This window comes from Archangium gephyra (assembly GCF_042230915.1).
Classification (GTDB): domain Bacteria; phylum Myxococcota; class Myxococcia; order Myxococcales; family Myxococcaceae; genus Archangium; species Archangium gephyra_B.
This window is the reverse complement of record NZ_CP102578.1, coordinates 14,710-37,173: the sequence shown is the minus strand read 5'-3', so window position 1 is coordinate 37,173 and position 22,464 is coordinate 14,710. Positions and strand designations below refer to the sequence as shown.

Here is a 22,464-nt window from a genome sequence, read left to right as displayed (position 1 = left end):
CCGTGAACGTAGTTCGGGAGGAGATGTGCGCTCGCGTCCTGGAAGGCTGCTGCTCGTTTCCGTTCTGATGGGAGTGATGACGGCGGGATGTTGGGTGCTCGACCCCGGCATCGAGGTGGATCCCGGCTACTACCCGGATGACGGCTCGACGGACGCGGGCCCGTGTGCCTCGCGCCTGGTGCCCTCCGGCTCCGTTCAGACGGGTCCGGTGGCCATCGACTACAGCGGAGGTCAGGTGTCCGTGCGCTCCGTGCACAAGGTGGACGTGGACGCCGTCGAGGACCGGTGCGTCAGCCGGCTCGAGCTCACCGTGGCGCTCGCCCAGGGCGCCTGTCCGCTGAAGCTCGTCTTCGGTGCGGGCAACGGCTCCTCCGGTGGCCTCATCGAGGCGCGGCTCACGGCGGACTCGGCGTGCCCGGGGTTCCTGGACGCGGTGGAAGGGGTGTACAGCTCGCCGGCGGGCTTCGCGCCCTGGAGCTACCTCGGGCCCCAGGAGGTCTCCGAGCCCCAGGCGTCCGCCGTGTGTCTGGAGCCGCTGCGGATTGGCTTTCCGGACCGCGTCATCCGCCTCTACCGCTCGAGCCCCTCGCCCGCGGAGCTGGCCGTGAACCTCGAGGGCCTGGAGCTGAATGGGCGGCTGCTCAGCACCGGGGATGCGAATGGGCGGTGCTTCGATCCGTCCGCATGCGGGACCGGCCGGCATGATGGCGGCGATGGCTGGTGCGTCGAGTCGGGCAGGTGCTCGCCGGGTTATCGCCTGTCGCCCGCGGGGGACTGCACGCCCTGAAAGTTGTCCAACTGTTGGACAACTTCGTGAAGACCGCGCCCGGCCCTCCGCCGGCCTGCTCAGTCCGGCAGCGTGAGCGTCACGCTCTGGCCCTGCACGTGGCACTCGTCCTCGCCCACCGAGACCGACTGCCTCGCGGTGCGCTGGCCATCGGCGCTCGTGGCCGTGATGACGTACGCGCCCGCCTGCTCGTAGCCCGTCACCCAAGAATCGCAGTTGCCCTGCGCCTGCTCGCTGCCATTGCACAGCGCCCGCTGCTCGGGGCCTCCGTCCAACGTGAAGGTGACGCGCGCGTCCCGCTGGAGGGTGCCTCGCGCGTCCACCACCCTCACCTGCACCGAGGCCCGTGCCTCCAGCGTGCAGAAGCTTTGATTGAAATTGCCACAGGCCGGCAGCAGCGCGGACACGGCGAGCAATGCGGCGATTCGCATGGGACTCCTCTGGGGTCCGGATACCCTCACCCCGTCCCTCTCCCGGAGGGCGAGGGGATGTTGGCACATTGCTACGCGAGGCCCAGTCTTCCCAGCGTCACCTCGCGCACCTTCTGGATCCGGAAACGGTAGAGGAACGCGTCCGCGAAGTAGTGCGCCAGCACGATGGCATTCGTCACCGTCACCCCCAGCGTCCACAAGGGCTCCTGCCGCAGCAGGAACTCCGTCGCCGCCCCTCCCGTGCCCGCGTCCACCAGCGGCACGAAGGGACTCTGCGCCACGCCCACGATGATGAGCGGCAGCATCACCCCTACCATCGCCGCCCACACCGCGCCTCCGCGCAGCTTCGACTCCGCCTCTCTCGCCGTCGGCTCCAGCATCCTCCCCGTCAGGAAGAAGTACTCCAGCCCGTGGATGCCCGCGCTCAGCACCACCCCCCACGCCGGCCACACCAGGTACACCGCCACCACCGCCGCGTGCCCCAGCACGTACAGCCGTCTCGGGCCACTCGTCCCCGAGGGCCCTCGCAGCGCCGCCACCAGCAGCCCCGCGAACACCCCCCACACCGCCAGCAGCACCCACGTGGTGCCGTACGGCAGCGCCCCTCCCTCCGCCTGCCCCACGTTCACCAGCGGGAAGTCCCCCGCCCTGCCCGTCACCGGCACCGCCAGCGTGCGCACCATCATCAGCACCAGCGCCAGTGGCACGAACACCCGCTGCAGCCGGCGCTCGGCCTCCGACAGCGAGGGCACTCCGGCCACCCGCGCCCTCAACCCGTGCAGCGCCCACAGGCCCTTCACCTGCGAGAGCGTGTGGTGCGCCGCCAGCAGGTGGATGCCCGCCGACAGCATCAGGTTGAGCTGTGGCGCCCGCTCGCCCGCGTACCAGAGCAGCGCGAAGCACAGCGCGAACACCCCCGCCGAGCCCCCCACCAGCAGCCTCGCCTGCGAGGGCGTGGTGTGCAGCAGCTCGCGCCGCACGCCCACCAGCAGGAAGGTGAGGATGACGTGCGTGCCGTTGAAGAGCACGTATTGCGAGGCCCACCGCCCCAGCGCTCGCGAGTACCCGTCCACCCCCTCGCCCGTGGTGCCCGCCAGCCATACCGAGAAGAGCGTCAGCAGCGCCGGCACCAGCAGCAGGCTCACGTCCACCCGCGGGGAGAACAGCCACAGGCCGTCGAAGCGGACGGCGGAAGCGGACGGGGCCGCCGGGGGAGCGAGTGCGGGAGCGGGCTGGGACATGCCGCGCCCAGTATAGGACGCTTGCCGCCCCTTCCCCGAGCCCGCCCGGCTGCCCGGCCGTCGAGCGCTGGACGCCCCTGCACGCATTTCTCGGGAAGCGGCCCCGGCGCCTTTAAGATGCGCCCCCTCATGCGCTCCCGCTCTCTTGTGCTCTCCGTGCTCGCGCTCTCCGCCCTCGGCGGCTGCGCGACCGCTCGCGGCCCCGCCGCCGAGTCCGAGTCCGTCTCCCGCTCCCAGCTCTCCGATGAGGGCTCCGCTGGCAGCGCCCCCGCCTCCGCTCCGGCTCCGGCGGCCGCTCCGGCTCCGGCGGCCGCTCCGGCTCCGGCGGCCGCTCCGGCTCCTTCCGCCCAGGCCGAAGACCCTCACCCCAGCCCTCTCCCAGAGGGAGAGGGGGCGGCGTCCGCGGACTCGCACTACGCCCGCGGTGTCGAGGCCCTCAAGGCCAAGGACGCCCCCGCCGCCATCGCCGCCTTCTCCGCCTGCACCCGCGCCGCCCCCTCCCGCCTCGACTGCCACTGGGAGCTCGGCTGGGCCTACTCCCTCCTCAACCGCTGGTCCGACGCCCTCACCGAGTGGACCTCCGTCCAGAAGCTCGACCCCAACTACCCGGACCTCGAGGACGCCCTCACCCAGGCCCGCGGCCAGTCCTCCCTCCAGCAGAAGCTCGCCCAGGCTGACTCCAAGCCCGCCCCACGCGTCGCTCCTCCCAAGGACGCCCGCGTGCGCATCCGCGCCGTCGGCGACGTGATGCTCGGCACCGACTTCCCCGAGGGCCTCCTCCCCCCGGATGACGGCGTCTCCAGCCTCTCCGCCGTCTCTCCCCTCCTGCGCGACGCGGACCTCACCTTCATCAACCTCGAGGGCCCCCTCTGCGACAACGGCGAGACCAAGAAGTGCCGCCGCGGTGGCAACTGCTACGCCTTCCGCTCCCCCACCCGCTACGGCAAGTACCTCGCCGAGGCCGGTGTGGACCTCGCCTCCACCGCCAACAACCACTCCGGTGACTTCGGCGAGCTGTGCCGCCGCGAGACCGAGGCCACCCTCGACGCCCTCGGCATCCCCTGGAGCGGCCCCGCCGGCTCCATCGCCACCGTCGAGCGCAATGGCCTGCGCATCGGCATGGTCGCCTTCCACACCTCGGCCTCCTGCAACCACCTCAACAACACCGCCACCGCCACCGCCCTGGTGCGCCAGGCCCGGCAGAACCACGACCTCGTCCTCGTCTCCTTCCACGGCGGCGCCGAGGGTGGCAAGGCCCTCAACATCCCCAAGGGCCGGGAGATCTTCTTCGGCGAGGACCGCGGTGACTTGCGTCTCTTCACCCACGCCGTCATCGACGCTGGCGCCGATCTCGTGCTGGGCCATGGGCCCCACGTCGTGCGCGCCATGGAGTTCTACAAGGACCGCCTCATCGTCTACTCCATGGGCAACTTCGCCACCTACGGCTCCTTCAACCTCAAGGGCCCCCAGGGGCTCGGCATGGTCGTCGACGTGGAGCTCGACTCCCAGGGCCGCTTCCGCTCCGGCCGCATCCTCCCCACCAAGCAGGAGGGCCGGGGGATTCCCGTTCCCGACTCCGCCGGCGAGGTCATTCCCCTCGTGCGTCGCCTGACTGCCGAGGACTTCCCCGAGACCGGCGCCGTCGTCGGCACGGATGGCTCCATCGCTCCTCGCAAGGGGCCCATCGCCACGGGCGCTCAGTAGGGGCCCACGAGAGGGGTCCGCCGGGTAGGAGCACCGGTGCGGGCACCCTCACCCCGTCCCTCTCCCGAGGGGAGAGGGGTTGATGCGCGGTGGTACTGCGGTTCTGGGTCGCTGCGCTTCAGTGTCGCGCTGCTTCGTTCGAGCGTCCGGGGTTTCCCCCGGGCGCTCTTTTTCTTCCGGGGCAACGGCTTCCTCGCGCGTGTCATGGCGCGTCGGCCTGACGCGTCACTCCCTCCAGGGCCAGCGCACGCCAGCCCCGGTGGGTCCCGTTTCTCGTTTGTGTTCATATGACTTCGCCATCACTGGAGGCTTGCCGGGTGTCTGCCCAGCCAGTTGGCGAGCATGCACTCGGAGCCGTGTGCGCAGGTGCCCACCGAGCACACGTCACCCAGGTGCGTTACAAGGGTCGAGCCGTGACTGCCCTCCACCTGTCGCGCTTCTCCTCGCTCCGTGCTTTCGGGCATCGGAACTTCGTGCACGTCTGGACTGGCGCGCTCGTCTCCAACATCGGCACGTGGATGGAGATCCTCGCGCTGGGCGTCTTCGTCACCACCGTGACGGGCCGCGCCGAGGCCACCGGGGGCATCGCCGCCATCACCTATATCCCCGCCCTGCTGCTCTCTCCCGTCGCCGGGGCGCTCGCGGACCGGTTCGACCGGCGCACCTATGTCGCCGTGGGCACCCTGCTGCACGCGCTGCTGGCCGGCATCCTCACCGTGCTCGCCTTCACCGGCCACCTCACCGTGTCCGCCGTCGCCGTCGTCTCCTTCCTCAACGGCTGCGTCAGCGCCCTCACCAACCCCGCCTTCACCGCCCTCGTCTCCGAGCTCGTCCCTCCCGAGGACCTGCACAGCGCCGTCAGCCTCAACTCGGCTCAGTTCAACCTCGGCCGCATCACCGGCCCGGCGCTTGCCGCCGTGGTGCTCTCCACCCATGGCATCGCCTGGGCCCTGCTCGTCAACACCCTGTCCTTCATCGCCGTGCTCGTGGCCCTCTCGCGTGTGCGCCCCACGGCCAAGGCCAGCACCCTGTCGCGCGATGAGCTCTGGCCCGGCATCGTCCGCGGCGCCCGCGTGGCCCGCGAGGACCCCGGCATCTTCCTCGCCATGATGGGCACCCTGACGATGTGCACCCTCGTGGCCCCCTTCATCGGCCTGGTGCCCGTCTACGCCATCCGCGTCTTCCACCAGGGCGCCGCCGCCACCTCCCTGCTCGTCACCGCCCAGGGCATCGGCGCCGTCATCGCCGCCGTGGTGCTCGGGCCCTTGGTGGCCCGCGTCGGCCGCCAGCGCGTGCTCGAGGGCTGTCTGCTCTTCATCGGCCCCGTGGCCGCCCTGTACTGGATGGCCCCCACCCTCCACCTCGCCGCGCTCGCCATGGTGGGCCTGGGTTGGCTCTACATGGCCACCCTCACCGGCCTCAACACCCTCTGCCAGCTGCGCGTCCCCCGCGAGCTCCAGGCCCGCATCCACAGCCTCTACAGCATGATGCTCGGCGTCGGGTACGCCGTGGGCGTGTGGGCCCAGGGTGCCCTCGCGGACCGCATCGGCGTGCGCTTCGTCACCGCCAGCTGCGCCGTGCTCTTCCTCGCCCTCGTGCTCACCCTGCGCCTGCTGCGCCCCCGCGCCTTCGACGCCACCGAGGCTCCCTCCAAGCTCGTCCCCGCCGTGAGCCCCAACCCCGCCGTGCGCCTCGAGGGCTCCGACTTCTGAGCCCCCCTCGCCCGGCTACGGCCCGACGAGCGCTTCCAACGCGGGGCACCGGGCCTCGAGCCCGTACTCCTCCGCGCTCGCACGGAAGAGCGTCCAGCGGTCCGCCAGGTTGACACTCGCCACCGCTTCAGCGGCGCGCTGAACCATGGGATCGAGGCTCGGAATCAGCGCGCGCAGCCGCTGCCTCGAGCGCTCCTCGTAGCCCTCCAGAGGAGGAGCTCCGCCCGGTGGCAGGCCCTCGCTCAGCGCCTCGCACATCCGTGCGTAGCTGCGTGCGAGCTCCGTGCGCCGGGCTCCGCGCTCGGTGGCGGTCGTGGAGAAGGTCGTGGTCCAGGTCACCGAGACGTCCCGCACGAGGAGCGGCTCGAACTCGAGCGACTCGAGCAGGTCCTCCACGCAGTGCTCGTCGAGGTACACCGAGCGGATCCGGGTGGACTCGGCACTGACCTTTCCTTCAGACAGGATCCTGAAGGGAATCAACACCCGGTCGTCCTGGCCGTCCCGAAGCTCGCGGACGCCGGGGCCGTTGCCGAGGACCGTGAGGCGGATGCAGTCCCTCAACCGGGCCCTCACCGGCTCCAGTGCCTTCGAGACGTCCTGGGTGCGCAGTCCCGGCGTGACCTCCAGGTGCTCGGTGACGGTGCTGGGACCGTCTCCACCGGACCGTGCGCTGGAGCTGGCCGCACAACCCGCCACAAAGGCCACCGACACGACGAGCGGCAAGAAGCCAAAGGATTTCATGCGCGGCAAGAAGCCACATCGGCCGATGAGGGACAACGGCCGATCCACCAGGAGGGAGGTTCCGGGCGCGTTCGGGGGCAACTGGTCCGATTGTCGGACCAGTTGGCACGCCGCGCGGCCGGAAGGTGCCCCTCAGGAGGCGCGCCCTCCGCTCCCAGGCGCGCGCTGCTGCCCTCGGGCTACGGCATCCAGGTCAGGTTGATTCCCTTGATCATGAAGTCGTCCAGGCTGTTCGAGGCCTCGCCCCCGCCGCTGTCGCGGGCGTAGACCTCGAGGGTGTTGGCCCCCTGCCGGAACTCGCCGCTCTCGATGATGAGCGACGTGTTCAGCCAGGCGTTGTCCACCTGGGGCAGCGAGCGCGCGATATGCCCATTGATGACGATGTAGTTGCGGGAGTAGTCCACGTCGAACACCTGGAGGTTCAGCTTCACGGTGGGCCCGCGGGGCTCATCGGGCAGGGTGAAGTTCAGCGTGAGCTTGGGGCCGGAGGGGTTCCTGTAGTCCCCCGAGGTATCGATCCAGGCCGCGACGATGCTGTCTCCCAGGTGGACGGTCTGGGTCTCGGGGAGGAGGACCAGCGGCGTGGACGCCGGAACGCCGATGACCTGCAGGGCGCTCTCACCTCCCGCGTACGTCGCGCTCACGGCGTACCAGACGTTGGCCACGCTGGTCTTGCTGGTGTCGAGGTCCAGGAAGGCATTCTCGAGCTTCGTCACGCTCCACTTCGGGTTGGTGTCGAAGCGCTTTCCGTCCGAGCTCCGGCGGATGTTGTAGCCCGTCACCCCCGAGCTGGTGATGGGCGTCCACGAGAGCCGCACGCCATTGTTCGTGTGCGTGTACGACAACCCGGTGACCGAAGGCAGGGTGCCGCTCGTCGACGCGTGCAACGAGGTCACCGAATCGATATCCGAGCCAGGCGTATTGGAGCTGTTGGTCGCCGTGGACAGATCCTCGATGTAGACATACTGCGCCTCGTGCACCCCGGTCGCGGCGATGTCCATCAGGCTGTACGCCGTGCCGATACCGACCTCCACGAAGCGGGTCGGGTCGTCGGCCGTGGCGATGGACACGCGGTACTGCTCGTCGACTCCTCCCGACTCGGCGCCGTACTCCCGGATCTCCAGGTCGGGGCCGATCCCATCCACGATGGGCGTATTCCCCATGTCCAGCAGGATGTAGGCGCCGGGACCGCCCATGGACAGGTACTGGTTGTCCGGCGCCCCCAGCACCTTCAGTTCGTTCATGCTGACGTTGGTCCCGCTTCCCGTCAGCACATTCTTCTGCAGCACTGCCTTGGCATACGGCTCCGCCGCCTGGGCCTGCGCCGCCACTCCCAGGAAGAAGGCCAGTCCCGTCGCTACTTTCATTCCCTTCATCTGTCGTTGCTCCTTCGCGTAGAGCGAGGCCCTCCCGGGCCATCGTCGATGACCCGGAGTGAACGGCCTCGGTGTGTGGGTGATTCGGTGTCCCCCCCGCGGGCGACTCCATACCGCTTCGCTCTGACACTCGGGGAGGAAAACGGGACCGCTGGGGCTCAGACACACTCAGCCACTCAGTCAGCAAAGACAGACAAGGGCCGTGGCAAGGTGGGCCCGGTTGAGCCGGCTCATGCGCGGTCCTGGACCTACACACTCCGCCCCCGGTCCTCTCCCCCTCACGGGGTGGAACACGGGGGCGGGCACCCTCACCCCGACACTCTTCCGAGGGGAGAGGGAGGAGATGCTACTTCGAGTCCACCGTCAGGACCATCCAGCGGTCCGTGGCGTGGTCGATGCGCACGTTGTTGGCGCCCGAGTCCTGCAGCTGGATCAGCACCTTCTCCAGGAACTGCAGCTGCTCCTGCGTCGCGTCCACGAACACGTTCCTCGCGCCCACGCCCTTCGCCTTCGGCTTCTTCGCCGCCGCCGGCGTGCTCGCCTCGGTCGTCAGCGACGGCGCCGCCGCCACCACCCGCTGCTTCATCTCGTCCACCGGCGTCTCCTCGGCCTCGCTCACGCTCTCCTCGGCCTTCTCCTCGTTCTCCGCATCCCGCAGCGCCTGCTCGCGCAGCTCGTTGAACGTCTTCGCGTTCAGCGAGGCCCCGAACTTGTCCTTGTACGCGTCCATCGCCTCGTTGCGGCTGATGTCCGGCTGGTTGCGGAAGAGGTCGAGCAGGAACGCGTGGCGCTCCTGCGCCTGGTCCTGGGAAATGCGTGCCATCGTTGATGTCCTCGGTTTGCTGCGTACTGCGGAACTGCCGAACGCAGGGCGGCGCAAACTACCCGAGCCCCGCGTGGAGCGGAAGTGGCCCCCAGCGAACCCCCTCCTCCCCTCCGAGCACCCCCCTCACGCAACTCGGGGCCCACCTTCCGCGACAATCCCCGTGGACCTCTTCCCTCCTCTCCCGAGCTCCTCCCCATGACCGCCATCCAGCGCGCCACCTCCACTCCGGCCACCTCGCGCACCGAGGCGCCTCGGGCCGACTCCCGCCCCGCCGCCTCCTCCGAGCCGGCCTCGCCGCGCAACACGCTCGCCACCACCCGCAACGCCGATGCCTTCGTGGCCCAGGCCCCGCGTTTCGACGGCTCCAAGCCCGCCCCCGGCACCACCAACACCCAGGCGTGGATCCCCGTGGACGCCCCCGTCCGCGGCAACCCCTCCAACCGCAACGCCTCCACCTACAACGAGGCCCTCAACCAGTTCGCTGTCGGTAACAACCCCCGTTACACGCCGCGTGGCGGCAACACCTACTGCAACATCTTCGTGTGGGACGCCACGCGCGCCATGGGCGCCGAAATCCCCCACTGGGTCGACGGCAACGGCAACTCCACCGGCGTGGGCAAGGGCCGCGAGCTCAACGCCAATGCCACCGTGGACTGGCTCCACCAGCACGGCGAGCGCCACGGCTGGCGCAAGGTGGGCCCCGAGGAGGCCCAGCGCCTCGCCAACCAGGGTCACCCCGCCACCGCCGTCTGGAAGAACCCCGGCGGCATCGGCCACGTCGCCATGGTCCGCCCCGGTGAGGTCACCAGCCAGGGCCCCGCCATCGCCCAGGCCGGCTCCAGGAACTTCAACAACGGCCACGTGAAGGACTCCTTCGGCAGCCGCCCCGTCGAGTACTGGGTCAATGACTCGGGCAAGGCCACCGGCTCGCCCGCGCCCTCCCCGGCTCCCGCGCCGGCCCCGGCTCCCGCTCCCGGCGGCTCCACCAGCGTTCCCCAGGTGGACCTCAAGCGCGGCGCCCAGGGCCCCGAGGTCCAGAAGCTCCAGAACGCCCTGGTGAAGCTGGGCTACATGACGCGGGAGCAGGTGGCCACCGGCCCCGGCTCCTTCGGGCCCAAGACGGAGGCCGCCGTCGCGAAGTTCCAGACGGATCACGGCATCAGCCCCAACTCGGGCCTCTTCGGGCCCAAGACGCGCGCCGCCATGACGGCCGAGCTCGACAAGCTCAGCCGCCCCGCCGTCCCCCAGTCCACCCTGCGCCGCGGCTCCGAGGGCCCCGAGGTGAAGCAGCTCCAGGATGCCCTGGTGAAGCTGGGCCACATGACGGCCGAGCAGGTCTCCACCGGCCCCGGCATCTTCGGCCCCAAGACCGAGGCCGCCCTCAAGGCCTTCCAGTCCGCTCGCGGCCTCGAGGTGGATGGTGTCTACGGGCCCCAGTCCCGCCAGGCCCTCGCCGACGCGCTCGGCGGCAAGCCCTCCTCGCCCGGCCCCGTCACCGGCCCCGCTCCCACCACGCCCGCCCCCGGTGGCTCGGACGCCGCTAAGGCCGCGCGCCTCAATGACATGCTGAAGAACAGCGGCCTGCGCGGCCAGGGCGAGCACATCCTCGCCATGTCCAAGAAGTACAACGTGCCCCCCGAGCTGGCGCTCGCCATGTTCCAGAAGGAGGCGCAGTGGAACACCACCGGCGTCGCCCCGAAGAACAACAACCCGGGCAACCTCCGCTTCGCCGAGTGGGAGCGTCAGTTCGGCGGTGTCCCCAACGGTGGCTTCACCAAGTTCCCCAGCGTCGAGAAGGGCATCGAGGCCTACTTCCGGCTGATGGACGTGGGGTACCGCAAGTTCATCGATACGAAGGACTGGCAGGGGATGATCAACAAGTACGCCCCTCCCTCCGATGGCAATGACAGCTCGCTCTACGCCCGGCAGATCGCCCAGTGGATGCAGACGTACCGGGCGCAGATCAACGGCTGAGCCCTCTCGCTGACACCCGCGGCCATTACCCGCGGCCATATCCCCTCTCCCTTCGGGAGAGGGACAGGGTGAGGGTGTCGGGTGAACCCGGGTTCAACCCCCTGTCCACAATGTGGGCCACGGGTTGCAGAACGGGCTCGGGCACCCTCACCCCGACCCTCTCCCGGGGGGAGAGGGAGTATGCGTCAGCGCTTGAGCGCCACGGCGACCGCGTCCGCCAGCGGCGTCGTGGGACGGCCGATGAGGCGGCGCAGGTCTCCGGAGGTGTCGTTCAGCTCGCCGCGAGAAGCGCCGACGTCCGAGTCCGCCAGCACCCCGGCATACGGCCCCGGCAGACCACCGGCTCCCACGAGCACCCCCTGGTACTGCTCGGGCGGCAGGTCCGTGTAGGCAATCGTCTTTCCCGCCTTGCGCGACACCTCGGCGGCCAGCTCCGCCATCGTGAACGCGGTGTCCCCCGCCAGCTCGTACACCTTGTTCTCATGCCCCGCGCCGGTGAGCACCGCCACCGCCGCCGCCGCGTAGTCGGCCCGGGTGGCCGCGGCGATCCGGCCCTCGCCCGCGCTGCCCACCAGCGCGCCGTGCGCCAGCGCCGGCCCCAGGTTCTCGGTGTAGTTCTCCGTGTACCAGCCGTTGCGCAGGAACACGTACGGCACGCCCGAGGCGCGGATCATCTCCTCGGTGGCCTTGTGCTCCGCCGCCAGCGCCAGCCGCGAGCGATCCGCGTGCAGGATGCTCGTGTAGGCCAGCAGCCGCACTCCGGCCTTCCGGGCCGCCTCCACCACCGCCTGGTGCTGCGCCGCCCGCTGCCCCACCTCATTGGAGGAGATGAGCAGCACCTTCTCCACTCCGGCGAACGCGGGCCCGAGCGTCTCCGGCCGGCTGTAGTCCGCCTCGCGGACCTGGACGCCTCGCGCGGCGAGCCCGGCGGCCTTCTGGGGAGTGCGGACGGCCGCGATGACCTGGCGGGCGGGGACCTTCTCGAGCAACTGCTCGATGACGAGACGGCCGAGCTTTCCGGTGGCTCCGGTGACGAGAATCATGGGTGTACCTCTCCTGGCGTGAAGACTTCGTCGAGACGCAGGACTCACCCTAACGGCCATACTTACTTTTCGTAAGTACCTACCTCAAGGTAAGCTACTGACATGACAGCGACCAAGCAGCCCAAGCACCTGCGCAAGACGATGGCGAAGCAGGCCGAGCAGCGGGGGGACCTCTACGCTCCCGCGTGCCCGTCCCGGGGCGTCCTGGAGCACGTCACGAGCCGCTGGGGCGTGCTGGTGCTCGTCGCCCTGCTCGAGGGCACGCACCGCTTCAGCGAGCTGCGGCGGAAGGTGGGGGGCGTGAGCGAGAAGATGCTCGCCCAGACGCTGCACGCCCTGGAGGAGGACGGCTTTGTCGTCCGCGAGGTCTTCCCCGTGATTCCTCCTCGCGTGGACTACAGCCTCACCCCCCTGGGCGAGGAGATCGCCGGGCACATCGAGGTCCTCACCGATTGGATCGAGGACAACCTGCCCCGCATCGTCGCCGCTCGCGCCCAGCACTCCCCCCGGAAGTCCGCGTCCTCGAGCACGGGAGAAGGGAAGGCCGGAAGGAGCGGGCGCTCCGTCTGAGCCGGCGCGGGCGCGGGTTCACCGGCTCGCGGGGAACACCGCCGCCATCTGGCGCAGCTGGGCGAGCAGCTGTCCGTCCCGGCTCCACAGCTCCGCCAGGTCATCCGCGTAGCCGTGCGCGCCGTGACGGGAGTGGCCGGTGCGCAGGTAGTAGGCGTCCGGCGCGGCCTCGAGCGGCAGCGGCGCGTAGAAGTGCGCCGTGTAGTCCATGGTGGCGCCGTTGCAGAAGCCGTCCACCCGGGCGAAGGCCGCCGGCGGGAAGGCATCCAGCAGCCCCACCACCAGCGGCGCATCCAGCGGCGTGGAGACGCGCGGGCGAATCCATCCGCCCACGCGCGCCTCGGCCGCTCCCGAGTAGGGCACGGCGCCCACGCACCAGCGGTAGTCGAACTGCGCGCCGAAGGTGGGCAGCATCCCGGAGGGCACCGGGGGCACGTCGTCCGGAGGCGGCACCTTCGGCGGGCGCGCGTCCGTGTAGACGAGCGGCGTCTCGCGCGAGGTGGCGAAGGTGGCGCTCGCCAGGCACGTCACCTGCCCGCCCTGCTCCATCCGCGCCGACAGATGCGTCACCTGCCGCCCGGCGCGCTCGGTGCGCACCACGAGCGAGGCCTCGCCCTCGCCCACCGGCGCGCAGAAGTGCACGGTGAGCGAGCGCGGCGCGCGGGCCGGCTCGTTCAGCTCGCGCATCATCGAGCGCAGCAGCGCCCCGCCGAGCATCCCGCCATAGGCGCCGCGGCCCTGGAACCACTCGGGGCGGATGAGGCCCTGGTAGCGCCCCTCCCCGAGCGCGTTCCAGGTGGTGGCGGTGACGAAGGGGGACTCGGCGGTGTTCGCGGACATGGCCGAACCCTAACGGAGGCACGCGAGCCAGGCCACGCGCGGTGAGGCGGTGCGCGCGGGGCGTGTGCGTACGGCGCGTGCCAGTAGGGCGGGCAGGTGCGTACGCGGCGTGACGTGGGCGCGGGAGGGACAGGGCCCGCATGGCCCGGGGTGGCGTGGACTCCTGGCCGTGCACGGGGGTTGCAGAAGGAGTGCGGCCATGGATGGCGTGATGGGAGTGCTGACGGCCCTGGTGATGATGGCCTCTCCGGCGGGAGCGGGGGCCAGCGAGGGCCCGCGGCCGGGCGGTAACGGGGAGGGGCGGAGGTACGTGGGCCTGGCGCTGCCGCTGGCGCCGGGCGGGTTCGCGCTGGAGGGCGAGTGGGAGTGGGACGACGGGCTCTCCGCGACGCTGGGGCTGCGCGTGGGCTTCAATCTGGGGAAGTGGATTCGCGTCTTCGAGGATGCGGACCCCGCGTACCTGCGCCTGGGCATCGAGCCGGGTGCGCGCTTCTACCTGAAGGGCCTAGTGCTGGAGGGGCTGTGGGTGGGCCCGCGGCTCGAGGTGGCGCAGGCGTGGGTGGACACCGGCGCGCAGCAGAGGGTGTGGGACGTGGGCGGGGCGGTGCTCGCGGGCTACAGCTTGCGGCTCGACGAGGGCTTCACCGTGCAGGCCGCGCTGGGCCTCGGTGCGCTCTACCGGCCCGCGCTCCCCGGCTCCAGCCCGTGGACCGTGACCGTGGCGCCCCGCGCCCAGCTGTCGCTCGGCTGGTCGTTGTGAAGGGGCGGGAAATGCGCACGCCGTGTGTGCCTGGACGGCCGGGACACGGGGGCTGAGAATCGACCTTCATGTCTCTCTTGCGCGTCTGGCTGGTGGTGTCGTGGTTGATGGCATTCACTGGCGCCGCGCACGGCGCGATACCTGTCCGCGAGATGGTGGCCGCGCAGGTCATGGGCGCGGACTCGCTCAGGGCGCATACCCTCAGCCTCCTCGGGCGAGGAGACGTGGCAGGGGCGATCGATTACTGGGTGGTGACCACCGGTAAAGACGCACCCGCCTGGCTGTTCGCGCTCAGGACGGCCTTCGATGCGAGTAAGCAGGTGGCGGGGTCCTGTCAGGGGGTGGCACGGTCCATCCACGCGGCATTCACCCAACTGGGAGGCAGACCGGAGCTCGTGGAGTTGACCACCCAGGATCGAGCAATGTTTAGATATATTTTATTCAAGATGCCGGACGGCCGGGACTTGAATGTGTCGACGAACGGCTACCATGTCCTGGTGCGGATGAACGGTCGCGCCTACGACGCCTACACGGGAGTGGCGGGCATGCCCTGGGCGGAGTACCTGAGCCGGCTGGGCGCGCGCTCGGAGCTCATCCAGAAGGTCATCGAAGCCCTGCCGGAGACACCATGAGCCTTCAGCCTGCAAAGCCTGTCGTTCCCCTTCACGACGTGTTGCTGCGCATCCGCGAGGACATGTGCAGTCGCACCTCGGGGCCGTACCTCTTCATCGGCATGCCTGATGTGGACCGCATGGCGTGCTTCATCGGCGGGTATGGAGAGTGTCTTCGCGCTTTCGATGTCGACGAGGGCGCGGATGTGTTGTTCGGCGAGTGGCTGTTCCGCATCAAGAAAGCCTGGCCGGGTCAGGGCTGGGAAAAGGCCTACCTGGAGGAGTTCCACGGAGACCAGAAGCGCGCCCTGCTCAAGTACCTGGACTTCGTCGCTGAGTTTCACACCCTTCCTCTCGAGGCCCTGGCCGCCATCGAATGGAATGGCGGAGGCGAGCACCCCTCGGCCCGCACGCCCTCCCTGGTGCCCGTGCGCCCTCCCCAGCCCACGTTGGACATGCTGCTGGAGGTCCGCCAGGTGATTGGGGAGACGCAAGGGCGGCTCTTCATGTTCATCGGTCCCATCGAAGTGAAGCGGATGGCTGGCTTCATCGAGGGCTACCGGTTGTGTCTGGCCCTCGCGGGCGCCCGCGACGAGGAGTACCCCCGCTTCGAGCGCTGGCTCCAGGAGCAGAAGGGCGTCCCGCCGGGACAGGATTGGACGCTGCCATTCCTCCAGGCCTGCCAGGGAGACGCGGAACAGGCCATCCGCCGGCTCCTCCAGTACGCCGTGGAGTTCCGCGCGCTTCCGTCGTCCAGGTGAACGAAAGCCCTCCGGCTCTGCCATGAAGCCAACGCGGGGAGTGTCGTTCACTCCGCCCTCCCGCCGTTTGCCGTCACCTCCGGCCGCCTTTGCTTCAGGGTACGGCACCTGCCGTCGGGGGGCTTTCCATGCAATCACTTCCGGTCGCGTGCGCGATCCATCCGGACATCGGCGCCGTCTTCACCTGCCAGCGCTGCGGGTGCTTCGCCTGTGAGGATTGCCGCAGCGTCTCGCAGTCCACCCTCTGCCTGCCCTGCTCCCAACGGGTGGCTCCCGCAGGTAGCCTCACCGCCAGCGTCCTGCTCCGCGACTCCTTCTCCCTGCTCGGCCGCAACCTCTCCGGCGTGGGCCTCCTCCTGGGTTTCAACCTCCTCGCGCTCTACCTGGGCTCCTTCATCCGGCACCCGGACTCGAACAGGTTCCTGGTGAGCCTGCTCTCCGGCTGCCTCTCGTGCATCTCCGTGGCGGCCTTCCTCTCCTGGACCGCCGACGGGCTCCTCCAGCAGCCCGGCCGCTCCCTGCTCGCGTCTCTCCACGTGGGGATGCTGCGCTTCGTGCCCCTCCTCTTGATGAGCCTCCTCTTCGCCCTCGTCGTGGGCGCCGGCACGTTGTTGCTCATCCTCCCGGGCATCTACCTCGCCCTCTGCATGTCCCTCGCCCCCGCGCTCGTCGCGCTCGAGGGACTCGGTCCCGTGCAAGCCCTCAATCACTCCTACCAGCTCACCCAGGGACACCGCCTGGCCCTGCTGGCCGTCTTCGCCGTCATGACCCTCCTGCACGTCGGGGTGATGCTGCTCGGCCAGCTCTACCTGACGCTCCTCCCGCGGCTGGGCGACTCCCCCTGGCTGTGGATGGGCTTCTTCGTGCTCGGCCAGGCCGTCAGCTCGGCCCTCTTCTACGGCACCCTCGTGCTCGCCTGGATGCGCGTCACCGGGCGCGTGGCCCTGTCCCCTGACCCGTGAGGACCATGGACTCCTTCGACACCCTCTCCTTCGACACTCCCGGCGCCTGGGCCCTGGCGGGCGAGGGCCGCTTCGTCTCCGTGGGCCCCGGCCTCGTCGAGTCCGAAGGCGGCTCCGGCCTCCTCTGGTTCACCCCCTCCGAGTTCTCCGACTTCCGCCTCCAGGTGGACTGGCTCGCCCACTCCATCGAGGACAACTCCGGCGTCTTCTTCCGCTTCCCCACCGCCGAGCTCGCTCGCAAGCAGCCCGACTGGAAGGCCGGCTTCGAAGTGCAGATCGACGACCGCGGCGTGGACCCCGAGCACGGCACCCAGGGTAGCTCCCTGCACCTCACCGGCTCGCTCTACACGCTCGCCCCCGCGCTCCAGCTGGCCTCGCGGCCCCTGGGCGAGTGGAACTCCTTCGACATCCTCGCCCGGGGGCTGGAGCTGCGCGTCGTGCTCAATGGCGTGGAGGTGTGCGCCTTCTCCGCGCCCTCGCACAAGCCCCGCTCCGGGCGCATCGGCCTGCAGGCCCACCACGAGGGCTCGCGCGTGCGCTTCCGCGCTCCCCGCATCCAGCGGCTCTAACCCCCTTCAGGTAAGTCCGCGAAGGGACAGCCCTGCGCGGTGGAAGAAGCCGCGCAGGGCTGAGTGGCGACGGGCAAGGCGGATGAAGGCCGAGCGCACCTGACGGTGAAGCTCTTCGACTGAGTTGGGGAGTGCATTGCGCATGTCGGCCTTCACCTGGCTGTTGCAGCCTTCCTCGGGATTGAGTTCCGGCGAGTAGGGCGGCAACTCTTCCAAGAAGAAGTCGTCCGGGTGAGCTTCAACCAGGGCCTTCACCTCGTGAGCGCGATGGGTGCCGAGCCTGTCCCACACCACCACGAGAGGACGGCCCGCCTTGCGCCGGAAGTGGCGCAGGGCAGCGGCGAGCTGCTTGCCGTGGATGCTGCCTTCGAAGTGCCGGGCGTACAGCCGCGCTGGCCTGCGGCCGCCAGGAGCCAGCAGAGCCACGACACTGGACACCTCACGCCGTTTGGACATGCGACGCAAGCGGGGCGGGTGTCCTACTGGTGCCCAGGTAGTGCCAAAGCGGGCCCGAAACGTACTACCTGTCTCGTCCACGCAGGCAATGGCCGCCCCTCTGCGACGAGCCCCCTTTTGATTCGTGGCCAGTCGCGTCTGAGCCAGGCTTCCACCAGCGACTCATTCCTCTCGAGCGCCTGTGCGCGGGGCTGCTGCGGCGAGAAGCCCAGGCGATGCAGTGGCTCGGCCAGATAGTTGGGGTTGTAGCTGACGCCAAAGTGGCCTCGGATGAGGAGGGCGACTCGCTTCAGCGTCCACCGCTCTGTTGGGAAGCCCGCTGCGATGGCCCCTGCTTTCAGCAGTCCTCTCAGCTCCTTCCATTGTTGCTGCGTCAGCTTGGAGGGGCGACCGGTGCGTGGTCGAGCTCTCAGTCCCGCCACGCCCTCTTGCTTCAACTTCCTGGACCATTCGCACACGGTGCTGGGGCTCACCCCCAGCCTCCGGGCTACCTCGCCCTGCGAATGGCGACCGCTACGCAGCAGCCGGACCGCTGCCTTGCGTCGCTCCTCCAACTGCTCGACCGTCAGCTTCCAGGGCTGCCACGCCATGAGAAGTCTTCCGCCTCCCCTATGGCGTAACCTCCGCTACCCTTCGGCAACTTCCCTGAAGGGGGTTAGGTTGGCCGGAACGCACGGCGGTGCACTGAGCGGCGAGAGACAGCCGCGCGGCCCCTTGCTGCCCGTGGGTCCCCTGCGCGTCGCCCGTCCTTCACCCCGGCGGCACCGGCCACCGCCCCATCAGCAGGAAGCCCGTCCAGCCCACCACGCTGACGCCTCCCAGCATCACGCCCGCGAGCGCGTGCATCCGCTTGCCAATGGGCGGCGTCGCCCCCGGGTTCACCCGGTGCAGGCCCACCAGGCCCAGCAGCATCGCCAGCGGCGCCACCACCGGCACCACCAGCCCCGCCAGTCCGCACACCAGCGCCAGACGCGCCAGCGGGTTGTTCTCGCGCGCGTCCCACAGCCGCTCCAGGCGCTCGCCATCCACCTCCAGCTGGAAGAAGAGCCGCACCCGCGTGCTCGCGTACAGCCACAGCGCCAGCCCCATCGCCGGCACCAGCGGCACCAGCACCCAGAGGTCCCTCCCCTTCAGCAGGAAGCCTCCCAGCCACAACGGCGGCAGCAAGAGCAGCGCCGGCCTCGCCAGCCGCACCCCGAGGAACCAGGCCCCCACCACCGCCGTGTCCGCCGCCCCCAGCACCGCCCAGTGCCACAGCCCATCCATCCCCATCGCCACCGTGAAGGCCAGGTGCAGCGGCGCGCTCGCCAGCATCAGCCACGCCCACCCGTCCCGCTTCCCCCATAGCTTCCGCTTCATCCCCTCCAGGTGGCCCACCTCGGGCAGCACTCCGCACGCCTCGCAGTAGGTGCGCTCCTCGTGACGGAGGGCCTCCGCCTCGCAGTAGAAGCCTCCGCAGCGCGTGCAGGTGCCCACCGCGGGTTGCTCGGGGTGGCGCGGGCACGGCGGGGCTTCCGGGAGGGCCGTCGAGGCAGCGGGGGCACTCATGCGCCCAATCTCTCACGCACCGGCCTCCTCGTGCACCGGCCTGTCGAGCGAGCGCACGTCCCTCCCCGGGAAGCTTGGAGCGCCTCCGGTGCGCCCCACATTGAACCTCGGAGGGTCGCGCAACCCCGCGCGTCCGCATTCCACGAGGAGCCTTCACCATGGCCGACAATGAGAAGCGGCGGAAGTACGACCCCGTTCACCCCAAGGAGCGCGTAGACGAGAAGCCCCCCTTCTCCCCCGATCGCGTCGAGCGCGGACTCGAGGCCGATGACACCCTCCCCCTCTACGCCGCCGACTCCATCCACGGCACCCGCGAGCAGAAGTTCGCCCTCGACAGCGATGCCGAGGTCGGCGGCTACGTCCCCGACATCCGCAGCCCCATCGACGAGGCCGATGAGGAGGTCCGCATCCTCCGCGGCCAGGAAGAGCGCGACAAGAACCAGGACTGAAGGGGGAACCCGGGGGACCGATACCCTCACCCCGACCCTCTCCCAGAGGGAGAGGGACTGACCCCGTGTGCACTGAGTGGGTCCCCTCTCCTTTTCTGGGAGAGGGCTCGGGTGAGGGTCTGCTTCGTTACCGCTTCGCCGGGGGCGCCACCGGATCCTTCGCCACCAGCTTGCCCAGCTCCAGCGGGCCCACCTGCTCCTGGATGACCGCCGGGTCTCCCACCAGCACCACCTGCATCGCCGCCGGGCCCAGGTACGCCTCCGCCACCCGCTGCACCTCCGCCGCGGTCGCCTTCTCCAGCCCCGTCACCGTCCGCGCGTACTCGTCCATCGGCCGGCGCAGGAAGAACAGCGACGCCGCGCTCGAGCCCAACCCCTCCACCGTCTCGAACTCGCCCGGAATCGCCCGGATGAGGCCCTCGCGCGCCGCCTCCAGCTCCTTCTCCGTGATGGGGCGCTCCTTCAGCCCCTTCATCTCCCGGAAGAACTCGTGCAGCGCCATGCCCGTCACGTCCTTGCGCACCGCCGACGAGGCCGTCAGCGGCCCCACTCCCAGCCGCGCGTCCGCGCTCGCCCCCGCCCCGTAGCTGTACCCCTTGTCCTCCCGCAGGTTCATGTTCAGCCGGCTCCCGAAGAAGCCGCCGAACACCGTCGTCGCCAGGTCCAGCGCGTACTCGTCCGGGTGCCCTACGGCAATCCCCGGCCGCCCCACGACGATCATCGTCTGATCCAACCCCGGCTTGGGCACGTACACCACCTGCTCCCGAGGCGTCGCGGCCGGCGTGGGCGGCACCGGCGGAGGCATCGCGCTCCCCTTCCAGTCACCGAAGTACTTCTTCGCCAGCCCCACCGCCTCCTCCAGCGTGACGTCTCCCGTCATCACCAGCGCCGCCGCCTTCGGGCCCGCGCTCTTCTCGTAGAAGGCCTTCACGTCCTTGAGCGTCAGCGTGTCCACCGTCGCCGGCAGGCCGCTCACCGGGTGCCCGTACGGGTGCTCCGGGCCGAACACCGCGTCCAGGTACGCCTGCTGCGCCAGGAAGCCCGGGCTGCCCATGGCGCGCACCAACTCGGCCAGCTGCAGCTTCTTGCGCCGCTCGAAGTCCTTCTGCGCCAGGTTCGGCTTGCGCACCACGTCCGAGAGCAGCCCCAGCGCCGTGTCCGCGTGCCGCTTGAGCACCCGCGTCCCGATGAACGCCCCATCCGCGCTCACGCTCACCGCCGGCGACACCCCCAGGTCCTGGAAGGCCTGGTCCAGCGCCGTCGTGTCCTTCCCGCCCGCGCCCTCCAGCAGCATCTTGTACGTGACGTCCGCCAGGCCCCACTTGCCCTTCGGGTCCTGCGAGCCTCCCGCCGCGAACGCCACCCCCACGTACACCAGGGGCAACTCCTTGCGCGTGCTCACCAGCACGGTCATCCCGTTGTCCAGCTTCGCCTGCTCGAACTTCGGCAGCACCAGCTCCGGCGGCTCGTCCGGCTTCGGCGGCTGCTGGCGGAAGGCGTTCGGGTCCTCCGCGGGCGGCGGGGCCGGCGTCTCCGGAGGCGGCTCGGGCATGGGCTCGGGGGCCGTCTTGCAGCCGGCGGCGAGCGCCAGCACGGACAGGGCGATGAACAGGCGGCGCATCAGCGGACCTCCTTCGCGGCGGAGATGGGACCCTTCTGCACGGGCACGGCATGCAGCACCACGCGGGCGTTGGGCTTGAGGTACTCGCGGGCGAAGTCCCGCACCCGGTCCGCCGTCACCGCGTCGTAGCGCGCCAGGTCCTCGCCCAGGTAGCCCGGGTCTCCCTGGTAGTGATTGTAGCTCTGCAACACGTCCGCCTTGCCGCCGAAGCCGCCCACCGACTGCAGCCCCGCCAGCATCTGCGTCTCGAAGCGCGTGCGCGCCCGGTCCAGCTCCTGCTGCGTCATGCCCCCGCGGCGCACCTCCTCCAGCACCGCGTCGATCTCCTTGGCCAACGCGTCACTGGACACCCCCGGCCGCGCCACCGCCTCGATGCTGAAGACGGACTGCGCCCCGAGGCTCTGCTGCGAGGCGCTCACGCTCTGCGCCAGCCCCTTCTCCAGCACCAGCCGCTTGTACAGGCGGCTCGACTTGCCGGTGGCCAGCGCGTTGGCCAGCACGTCCGCCGTCGCATCCCCCTCGGTGAGGTACGGCGGCGTCAGCCACGACATCATCACCAGCGGCAGCGTGCCCACCGTCTCCTCGTGCCGGATGACCTGCTCCTCCGTTCGCTTCACCGGCGCCACCTCGGGCTTCTCCGGCTTGGGGCCGCTGGGCAGCGTGCCGAAGTACTTCTCGATGAGCGCGCGCGCCTCCTTCTCGTCGAAGTCCCCCACCACCGCCAGCGTCGCGTTGGACGGCGCGTACCACTTGCGGAAGAAGCCCTTCACGTCCTCCACCGTCGCCGCGTCCAGGTCCTCCAGCGAGCCGATGATTTTTCCGTGGTACGGGTGCGGCGCCGGGAAGAGCGCCTTCCACAGCTTCTCCTGCGCGATGCCGTAGGGCCGCGTCTCCACCCCCTGGCGCCGCTCGTTCTTCACCACCTCCTGCTGGGTGCGCAGCTTCTTCTCGTCCAGCGCGTCCAGCAGGAAGCCCATCCGGTCACTCTCCAGCCACAGCGCCGTGGCCAGGTGGTTGGTGGGCACCGTCTCGAAGTAGTTCGTCCGGTCGTAGTTCGTCGTGCCGTTGAGATCGTTCGCCCCGAGCTGCTCGAGCATCGCGATGTGCACGTCGTCCGGCACGTGCTTGGAGCCCTGGAACATCATGTGCTCGAAGAGGTGCGCGAAGCCGGTGCGGCCCGGCTGCTCGTTGTAGGCGCCCACGTGGTACCAGACATTCACCGCCACCACGGGCAGCTTCTTGTCCTGGGCCAGGATGACCTCCAGGCCGTTGGGCAGCTTGTACTTCTCGTACGGGATGGTCAGCGCCTCACGCCCCGCCCCCCGCGGCTTCGCCTCGTGCTGCTGCTGCTGGGCGAAGGCCGGAAGGCCGAGGGCGAGGACGGCGGCGATGATGAGCGCGTTCTTCATGCGAAGGGGTTGCCTCCTCGGTGTGCGAAGCCAACCGCTTAGCACGCGGCTTGTTCCCCATGGAGCGGGAATC

Annotated in this window: 23 protein-coding genes; 11 read left to right on the top strand and 12 right to left on the bottom strand. The window is 70.0% G+C overall.

All coding sequences use genetic code 11. The features are described from left to right. Positions 1-76: 76 nt before the first annotated feature. Positions 77-787, top strand: coding sequence for a hypothetical protein (locus tag NR798_RS00190; protein WP_375769332.1), 711 nt, complete (start codon positions 77-79; stop codon positions 785-787). A 59-nt stretch (positions 788-846) separates the two neighbouring features. On the opposite strand, the gene NR798_RS00185 is transcribed toward NR798_RS00190, so the two are convergent. Both NR798_RS00185 and NR798_RS00180 read right to left on the bottom strand, forming a co-directional pair. Continuing rightward, positions 847-1,218: a hypothetical protein gene (locus tag NR798_RS00185; RefSeq protein WP_375769331.1), complete on the bottom strand. Its 372-nt coding sequence runs from the start codon at positions 1,216-1,218 to the stop codon at positions 847-849. Between the two features lie 71 nt (positions 1,219-1,289). Further along, positions 1,290-2,459: a hypothetical protein gene (locus NR798_RS00180; protein WP_375769330.1), complete on the bottom strand. Its 1,170-nt coding sequence runs from the start codon at positions 2,457-2,459 to the stop codon at positions 1,290-1,292. Between the two features lie 129 nt (positions 2,460-2,588). Here NR798_RS00180 and NR798_RS00175 point away from each other — a divergent pair, with 129 nt between their 5' ends. Continuing rightward, the gene (locus NR798_RS00175) at positions 2,589-4,163 is read left to right on the top strand and encodes a CapA family protein (RefSeq protein ID WP_375769329.1); all 1,575 of its coding nucleotides are present in this window, start codon (positions 2,589-2,591) and stop codon (positions 4,161-4,163) included. A 413-nt stretch (positions 4,164-4,576) separates the two neighbouring features. After that, positions 4,577-5,875, top strand: coding sequence for an MFS transporter (locus tag NR798_RS00170; protein WP_375769328.1), 1,299 nt, complete (start codon positions 4,577-4,579; stop codon positions 5,873-5,875). Positions 5,876-5,890: 15 nt separating this feature from the next. Here NR798_RS00170 and NR798_RS00165 read toward each other — a convergent pair whose 3' ends face one another. From NR798_RS00165 to NR798_RS00155, 3 genes are all read right to left on the bottom strand, one after another. Next, on the bottom strand, positions 5,891-6,616 hold the full coding sequence (locus NR798_RS00165) for a hypothetical protein (RefSeq protein WP_375769327.1): 726 nt from the start codon (positions 6,614-6,616) through the stop codon (positions 5,891-5,893). A 179-nt stretch (positions 6,617-6,795) separates the two neighbouring features. Further along, a complete protein-coding gene (locus NR798_RS00160) occupies positions 6,796-7,992 on the bottom strand; it encodes a hypothetical protein (protein WP_375769326.1) in 1,197 nt (398 codons plus the stop codon). A 346-nt stretch (positions 7,993-8,338) separates the two neighbouring features. After that, positions 8,339-8,815 carry a hypothetical protein gene (locus NR798_RS00155; protein WP_375769325.1) on the bottom strand — a complete coding sequence of 159 codons (477 nt, stop codon included), beginning with the start codon at positions 8,813-8,815 and terminating at the stop codon, positions 8,339-8,341. A gap of 198 nt (positions 8,816-9,013) precedes the next feature. Here NR798_RS00155 and NR798_RS00150 point away from each other — a divergent pair, with 198 nt between their 5' ends. Then, a complete protein-coding gene (locus NR798_RS00150; RefSeq protein WP_375769324.1) occupies positions 9,014-10,792 on the top strand; it encodes a peptidoglycan-binding protein in 1,779 nt (592 codons plus the stop codon). A 185-nt stretch (positions 10,793-10,977) separates the two neighbouring features. Here NR798_RS00150 and NR798_RS00145 read toward each other — a convergent pair whose 3' ends face one another. Beyond that, positions 10,978-11,835, bottom strand: coding sequence for an SDR family oxidoreductase (locus NR798_RS00145; protein ID WP_375769323.1), 858 nt, complete (start codon positions 11,833-11,835; stop codon positions 10,978-10,980). A gap of 102 nt (positions 11,836-11,937) precedes the next feature. On the opposite strand from NR798_RS00145, the gene NR798_RS00140 reads away from it, so the two are divergent. Further along, complete coding sequence (locus NR798_RS00140; RefSeq protein ID WP_375769322.1) at positions 11,938-12,405, top strand: winged helix-turn-helix transcriptional regulator; 468 nt, start codon at positions 11,938-11,940, stop codon at positions 12,403-12,405. 18 nt (positions 12,406-12,423) lie between these two features. Here NR798_RS00140 and NR798_RS00135 read toward each other — a convergent pair whose 3' ends face one another. Continuing rightward, positions 12,424-13,245, bottom strand: a complete 822-nt coding sequence (locus NR798_RS00135) for an acyl-CoA thioesterase (protein ID WP_375769321.1) — start codon at positions 13,243-13,245, stop codon at positions 12,424-12,426. Positions 13,246-13,444: 199 nt separating this feature from the next. Between NR798_RS00135 and NR798_RS00130 the strand changes: the two genes are divergently transcribed. The 5 genes from NR798_RS00130 (at position 13,445) to NR798_RS00110 (ending at position 16,908) form a co-directional block, all read left to right on the top strand. After that, positions 13,445-14,005 carry a hypothetical protein gene (locus NR798_RS00130; RefSeq protein ID WP_375769320.1) on the top strand — a complete coding sequence of 187 codons (561 nt, stop codon included), beginning with the start codon at positions 13,445-13,447 and terminating at the stop codon, positions 14,003-14,005. 68 nt (positions 14,006-14,073) lie between these two features. Continuing rightward, positions 14,074-14,637 (top strand): hypothetical protein, encoded by a 564-nt coding sequence (locus NR798_RS00125; protein WP_375769319.1) that lies wholly within the window; start codon positions 14,074-14,076, stop codon positions 14,635-14,637. After that, positions 14,634-15,377, top strand: coding sequence for a hypothetical protein (locus NR798_RS00120; protein ID WP_375769318.1), 744 nt, complete (start codon positions 14,634-14,636; stop codon positions 15,375-15,377). The genes NR798_RS00125 and NR798_RS00120 overlap by 4 nt, the downstream gene beginning before the upstream one ends. 128 nt (positions 15,378-15,505) lie before the next feature. Next, a complete protein-coding gene (locus tag NR798_RS00115) occupies positions 15,506-16,339 on the top strand; it encodes a hypothetical protein (RefSeq protein WP_375769317.1) in 834 nt (277 codons plus the stop codon). 5 nt (positions 16,340-16,344) lie between these two features. Continuing rightward, positions 16,345-16,908 carry a DUF1080 domain-containing protein gene (locus NR798_RS00110; RefSeq protein WP_375769316.1) on the top strand — a complete coding sequence of 188 codons (564 nt, stop codon included), beginning with the start codon at positions 16,345-16,347 and terminating at the stop codon, positions 16,906-16,908. 6 nt (positions 16,909-16,914) lie between these two features. Here NR798_RS00110 and NR798_RS00105 read toward each other — a convergent pair whose 3' ends face one another. The 3 genes from NR798_RS00105 to NR798_RS00095 all read right to left on the bottom strand — a co-directional run bounded on the left by NR798_RS00105 (position 16,915) and on the right by NR798_RS00095 (position 18,912). Next, entirely contained in the window at positions 16,915-17,445 is a 531-nt protein-coding gene (locus NR798_RS00105) for a transposase (protein ID WP_375769315.1), read from the bottom strand. Beyond that, on the bottom strand, positions 17,388-17,954 hold the full coding sequence (locus tag NR798_RS00100; protein WP_375769314.1) for a winged helix-turn-helix domain-containing protein: 567 nt from the start codon (positions 17,952-17,954) through the stop codon (positions 17,388-17,390). Before NR798_RS00100 ends, NR798_RS00105 begins: the two co-directional genes overlap by 58 nt. A gap of 160 nt (positions 17,955-18,114) precedes the next feature. Beyond that, on the bottom strand, positions 18,115-18,912 hold the full coding sequence (locus NR798_RS00095; RefSeq protein ID WP_375769313.1) for a hypothetical protein: 798 nt from the start codon (positions 18,910-18,912) through the stop codon (positions 18,115-18,117). A gap of 158 nt (positions 18,913-19,070) precedes the next feature. On the opposite strand from NR798_RS00095, the gene NR798_RS00090 reads away from it, so the two are divergent. Beyond that, a complete protein-coding gene (locus tag NR798_RS00090) occupies positions 19,071-19,361 on the top strand; it encodes a hypothetical protein (protein WP_375769312.1) in 291 nt (96 codons plus the stop codon). Between the two features lie 127 nt (positions 19,362-19,488). Here NR798_RS00090 and NR798_RS00085 read toward each other — a convergent pair whose 3' ends face one another. Together NR798_RS00085 and NR798_RS00080 are read right to left on the bottom strand one after the other, a co-directional pair. Then, the gene (locus tag NR798_RS00085) at positions 19,489-20,982 is read right to left on the bottom strand and encodes a M16 family metallopeptidase (protein WP_375769311.1); all 1,494 of its coding nucleotides are present in this window, start codon (positions 20,980-20,982) and stop codon (positions 19,489-19,491) included. After that, a complete protein-coding gene (locus NR798_RS00080) occupies positions 20,982-22,391 on the bottom strand; it encodes a M16 family metallopeptidase (protein WP_375769310.1) in 1,410 nt (469 codons plus the stop codon). The genes NR798_RS00085 and NR798_RS00080 overlap by 1 nt, the downstream gene beginning before the upstream one ends. Positions 22,392-22,464: the final 73 nt, after the last annotated feature.

What these genes read in the sequence shown, in the direction of transcription:
- NR798_RS00190 (WP_375769332.1), top strand. Translation starts at nt 77, where the DNA reads ATGACGGCGGGATGTTGGGTGCTCGACCCCGGCATCGAGGTGGATCCC.
- NR798_RS00185 (WP_375769331.1), bottom strand. Translation starts at nt 1,218, where the DNA reads ATGCGAATCGCCGCATTGCTCGCCGTGTCCGCGCTGCTGCCGGCCTGT.
- NR798_RS00180 (WP_375769330.1), bottom strand. Translation starts at nt 2,459, where the DNA reads ATGTCCCAGCCCGCTCCCGCACTCGCTCCCCCGGCGGCCCCGTCCGCT.
- NR798_RS00175 (WP_375769329.1), top strand. Translation starts at nt 2,589, where the DNA reads ATGCGCTCCCGCTCTCTTGTGCTCTCCGTGCTCGCGCTCTCCGCCCTC.
- NR798_RS00165 (WP_375769327.1), bottom strand. Translation starts at nt 6,616, where the DNA reads ATGAAATCCTTTGGCTTCTTGCCGCTCGTCGTGTCGGTGGCCTTTGTG.
- NR798_RS00160 (WP_375769326.1), bottom strand. Translation starts at nt 7,992, where the DNA reads ATGAAGGGAATGAAAGTAGCGACGGGACTGGCCTTCTTCCTGGGAGTG.
- NR798_RS00155 (WP_375769325.1), bottom strand. Translation starts at nt 8,815, where the DNA reads ATGGCACGCATTTCCCAGGACCAGGCGCAGGAGCGCCACGCGTTCCTG.
- NR798_RS00150 (WP_375769324.1), top strand. Translation starts at nt 9,014, where the DNA reads ATGACCGCCATCCAGCGCGCCACCTCCACTCCGGCCACCTCGCGCACC.
- NR798_RS00145 (WP_375769323.1), bottom strand. Translation starts at nt 11,835, where the DNA reads ATGATTCTCGTCACCGGAGCCACCGGAAAGCTCGGCCGTCTCGTCATC.
- NR798_RS00140 (WP_375769322.1), top strand. Translation starts at nt 11,938, where the DNA reads ATGACAGCGACCAAGCAGCCCAAGCACCTGCGCAAGACGATGGCGAAG.
- NR798_RS00135 (WP_375769321.1), bottom strand. Translation starts at nt 13,245, where the DNA reads ATGTCCGCGAACACCGCCGAGTCCCCCTTCGTCACCGCCACCACCTGG.
- NR798_RS00130 (WP_375769320.1), top strand. Translation starts at nt 13,445, where the DNA reads ATGGATGGCGTGATGGGAGTGCTGACGGCCCTGGTGATGATGGCCTCT.
- NR798_RS00125 (WP_375769319.1), top strand. Translation starts at nt 14,074, where the DNA reads ATGTCTCTCTTGCGCGTCTGGCTGGTGGTGTCGTGGTTGATGGCATTC.
- NR798_RS00120 (WP_375769318.1), top strand. Translation starts at nt 14,634, where the DNA reads ATGAGCCTTCAGCCTGCAAAGCCTGTCGTTCCCCTTCACGACGTGTTG.
- NR798_RS00115 (WP_375769317.1), top strand. Translation starts at nt 15,506, where the DNA reads ATGCAATCACTTCCGGTCGCGTGCGCGATCCATCCGGACATCGGCGCC.
- NR798_RS00110 (WP_375769316.1), top strand. Translation starts at nt 16,345, where the DNA reads ATGGACTCCTTCGACACCCTCTCCTTCGACACTCCCGGCGCCTGGGCC.
- NR798_RS00100 (WP_375769314.1), bottom strand. Translation starts at nt 17,954, where the DNA reads ATGGCGTGGCAGCCCTGGAAGCTGACGGTCGAGCAGTTGGAGGAGCGA.
- NR798_RS00095 (WP_375769313.1), bottom strand. Translation starts at nt 18,912, where the DNA reads ATGAGTGCCCCCGCTGCCTCGACGGCCCTCCCGGAAGCCCCGCCGTGC.
- NR798_RS00090 (WP_375769312.1), top strand. Translation starts at nt 19,071, where the DNA reads ATGGCCGACAATGAGAAGCGGCGGAAGTACGACCCCGTTCACCCCAAG.
- NR798_RS00085 (WP_375769311.1), bottom strand. Translation starts at nt 20,982, where the DNA reads ATGCGCCGCCTGTTCATCGCCCTGTCCGTGCTGGCGCTCGCCGCCGGC.
- NR798_RS00080 (WP_375769310.1), bottom strand. Translation starts at nt 22,391, where the DNA reads ATGAAGAACGCGCTCATCATCGCCGCCGTCCTCGCCCTCGGCCTTCCG.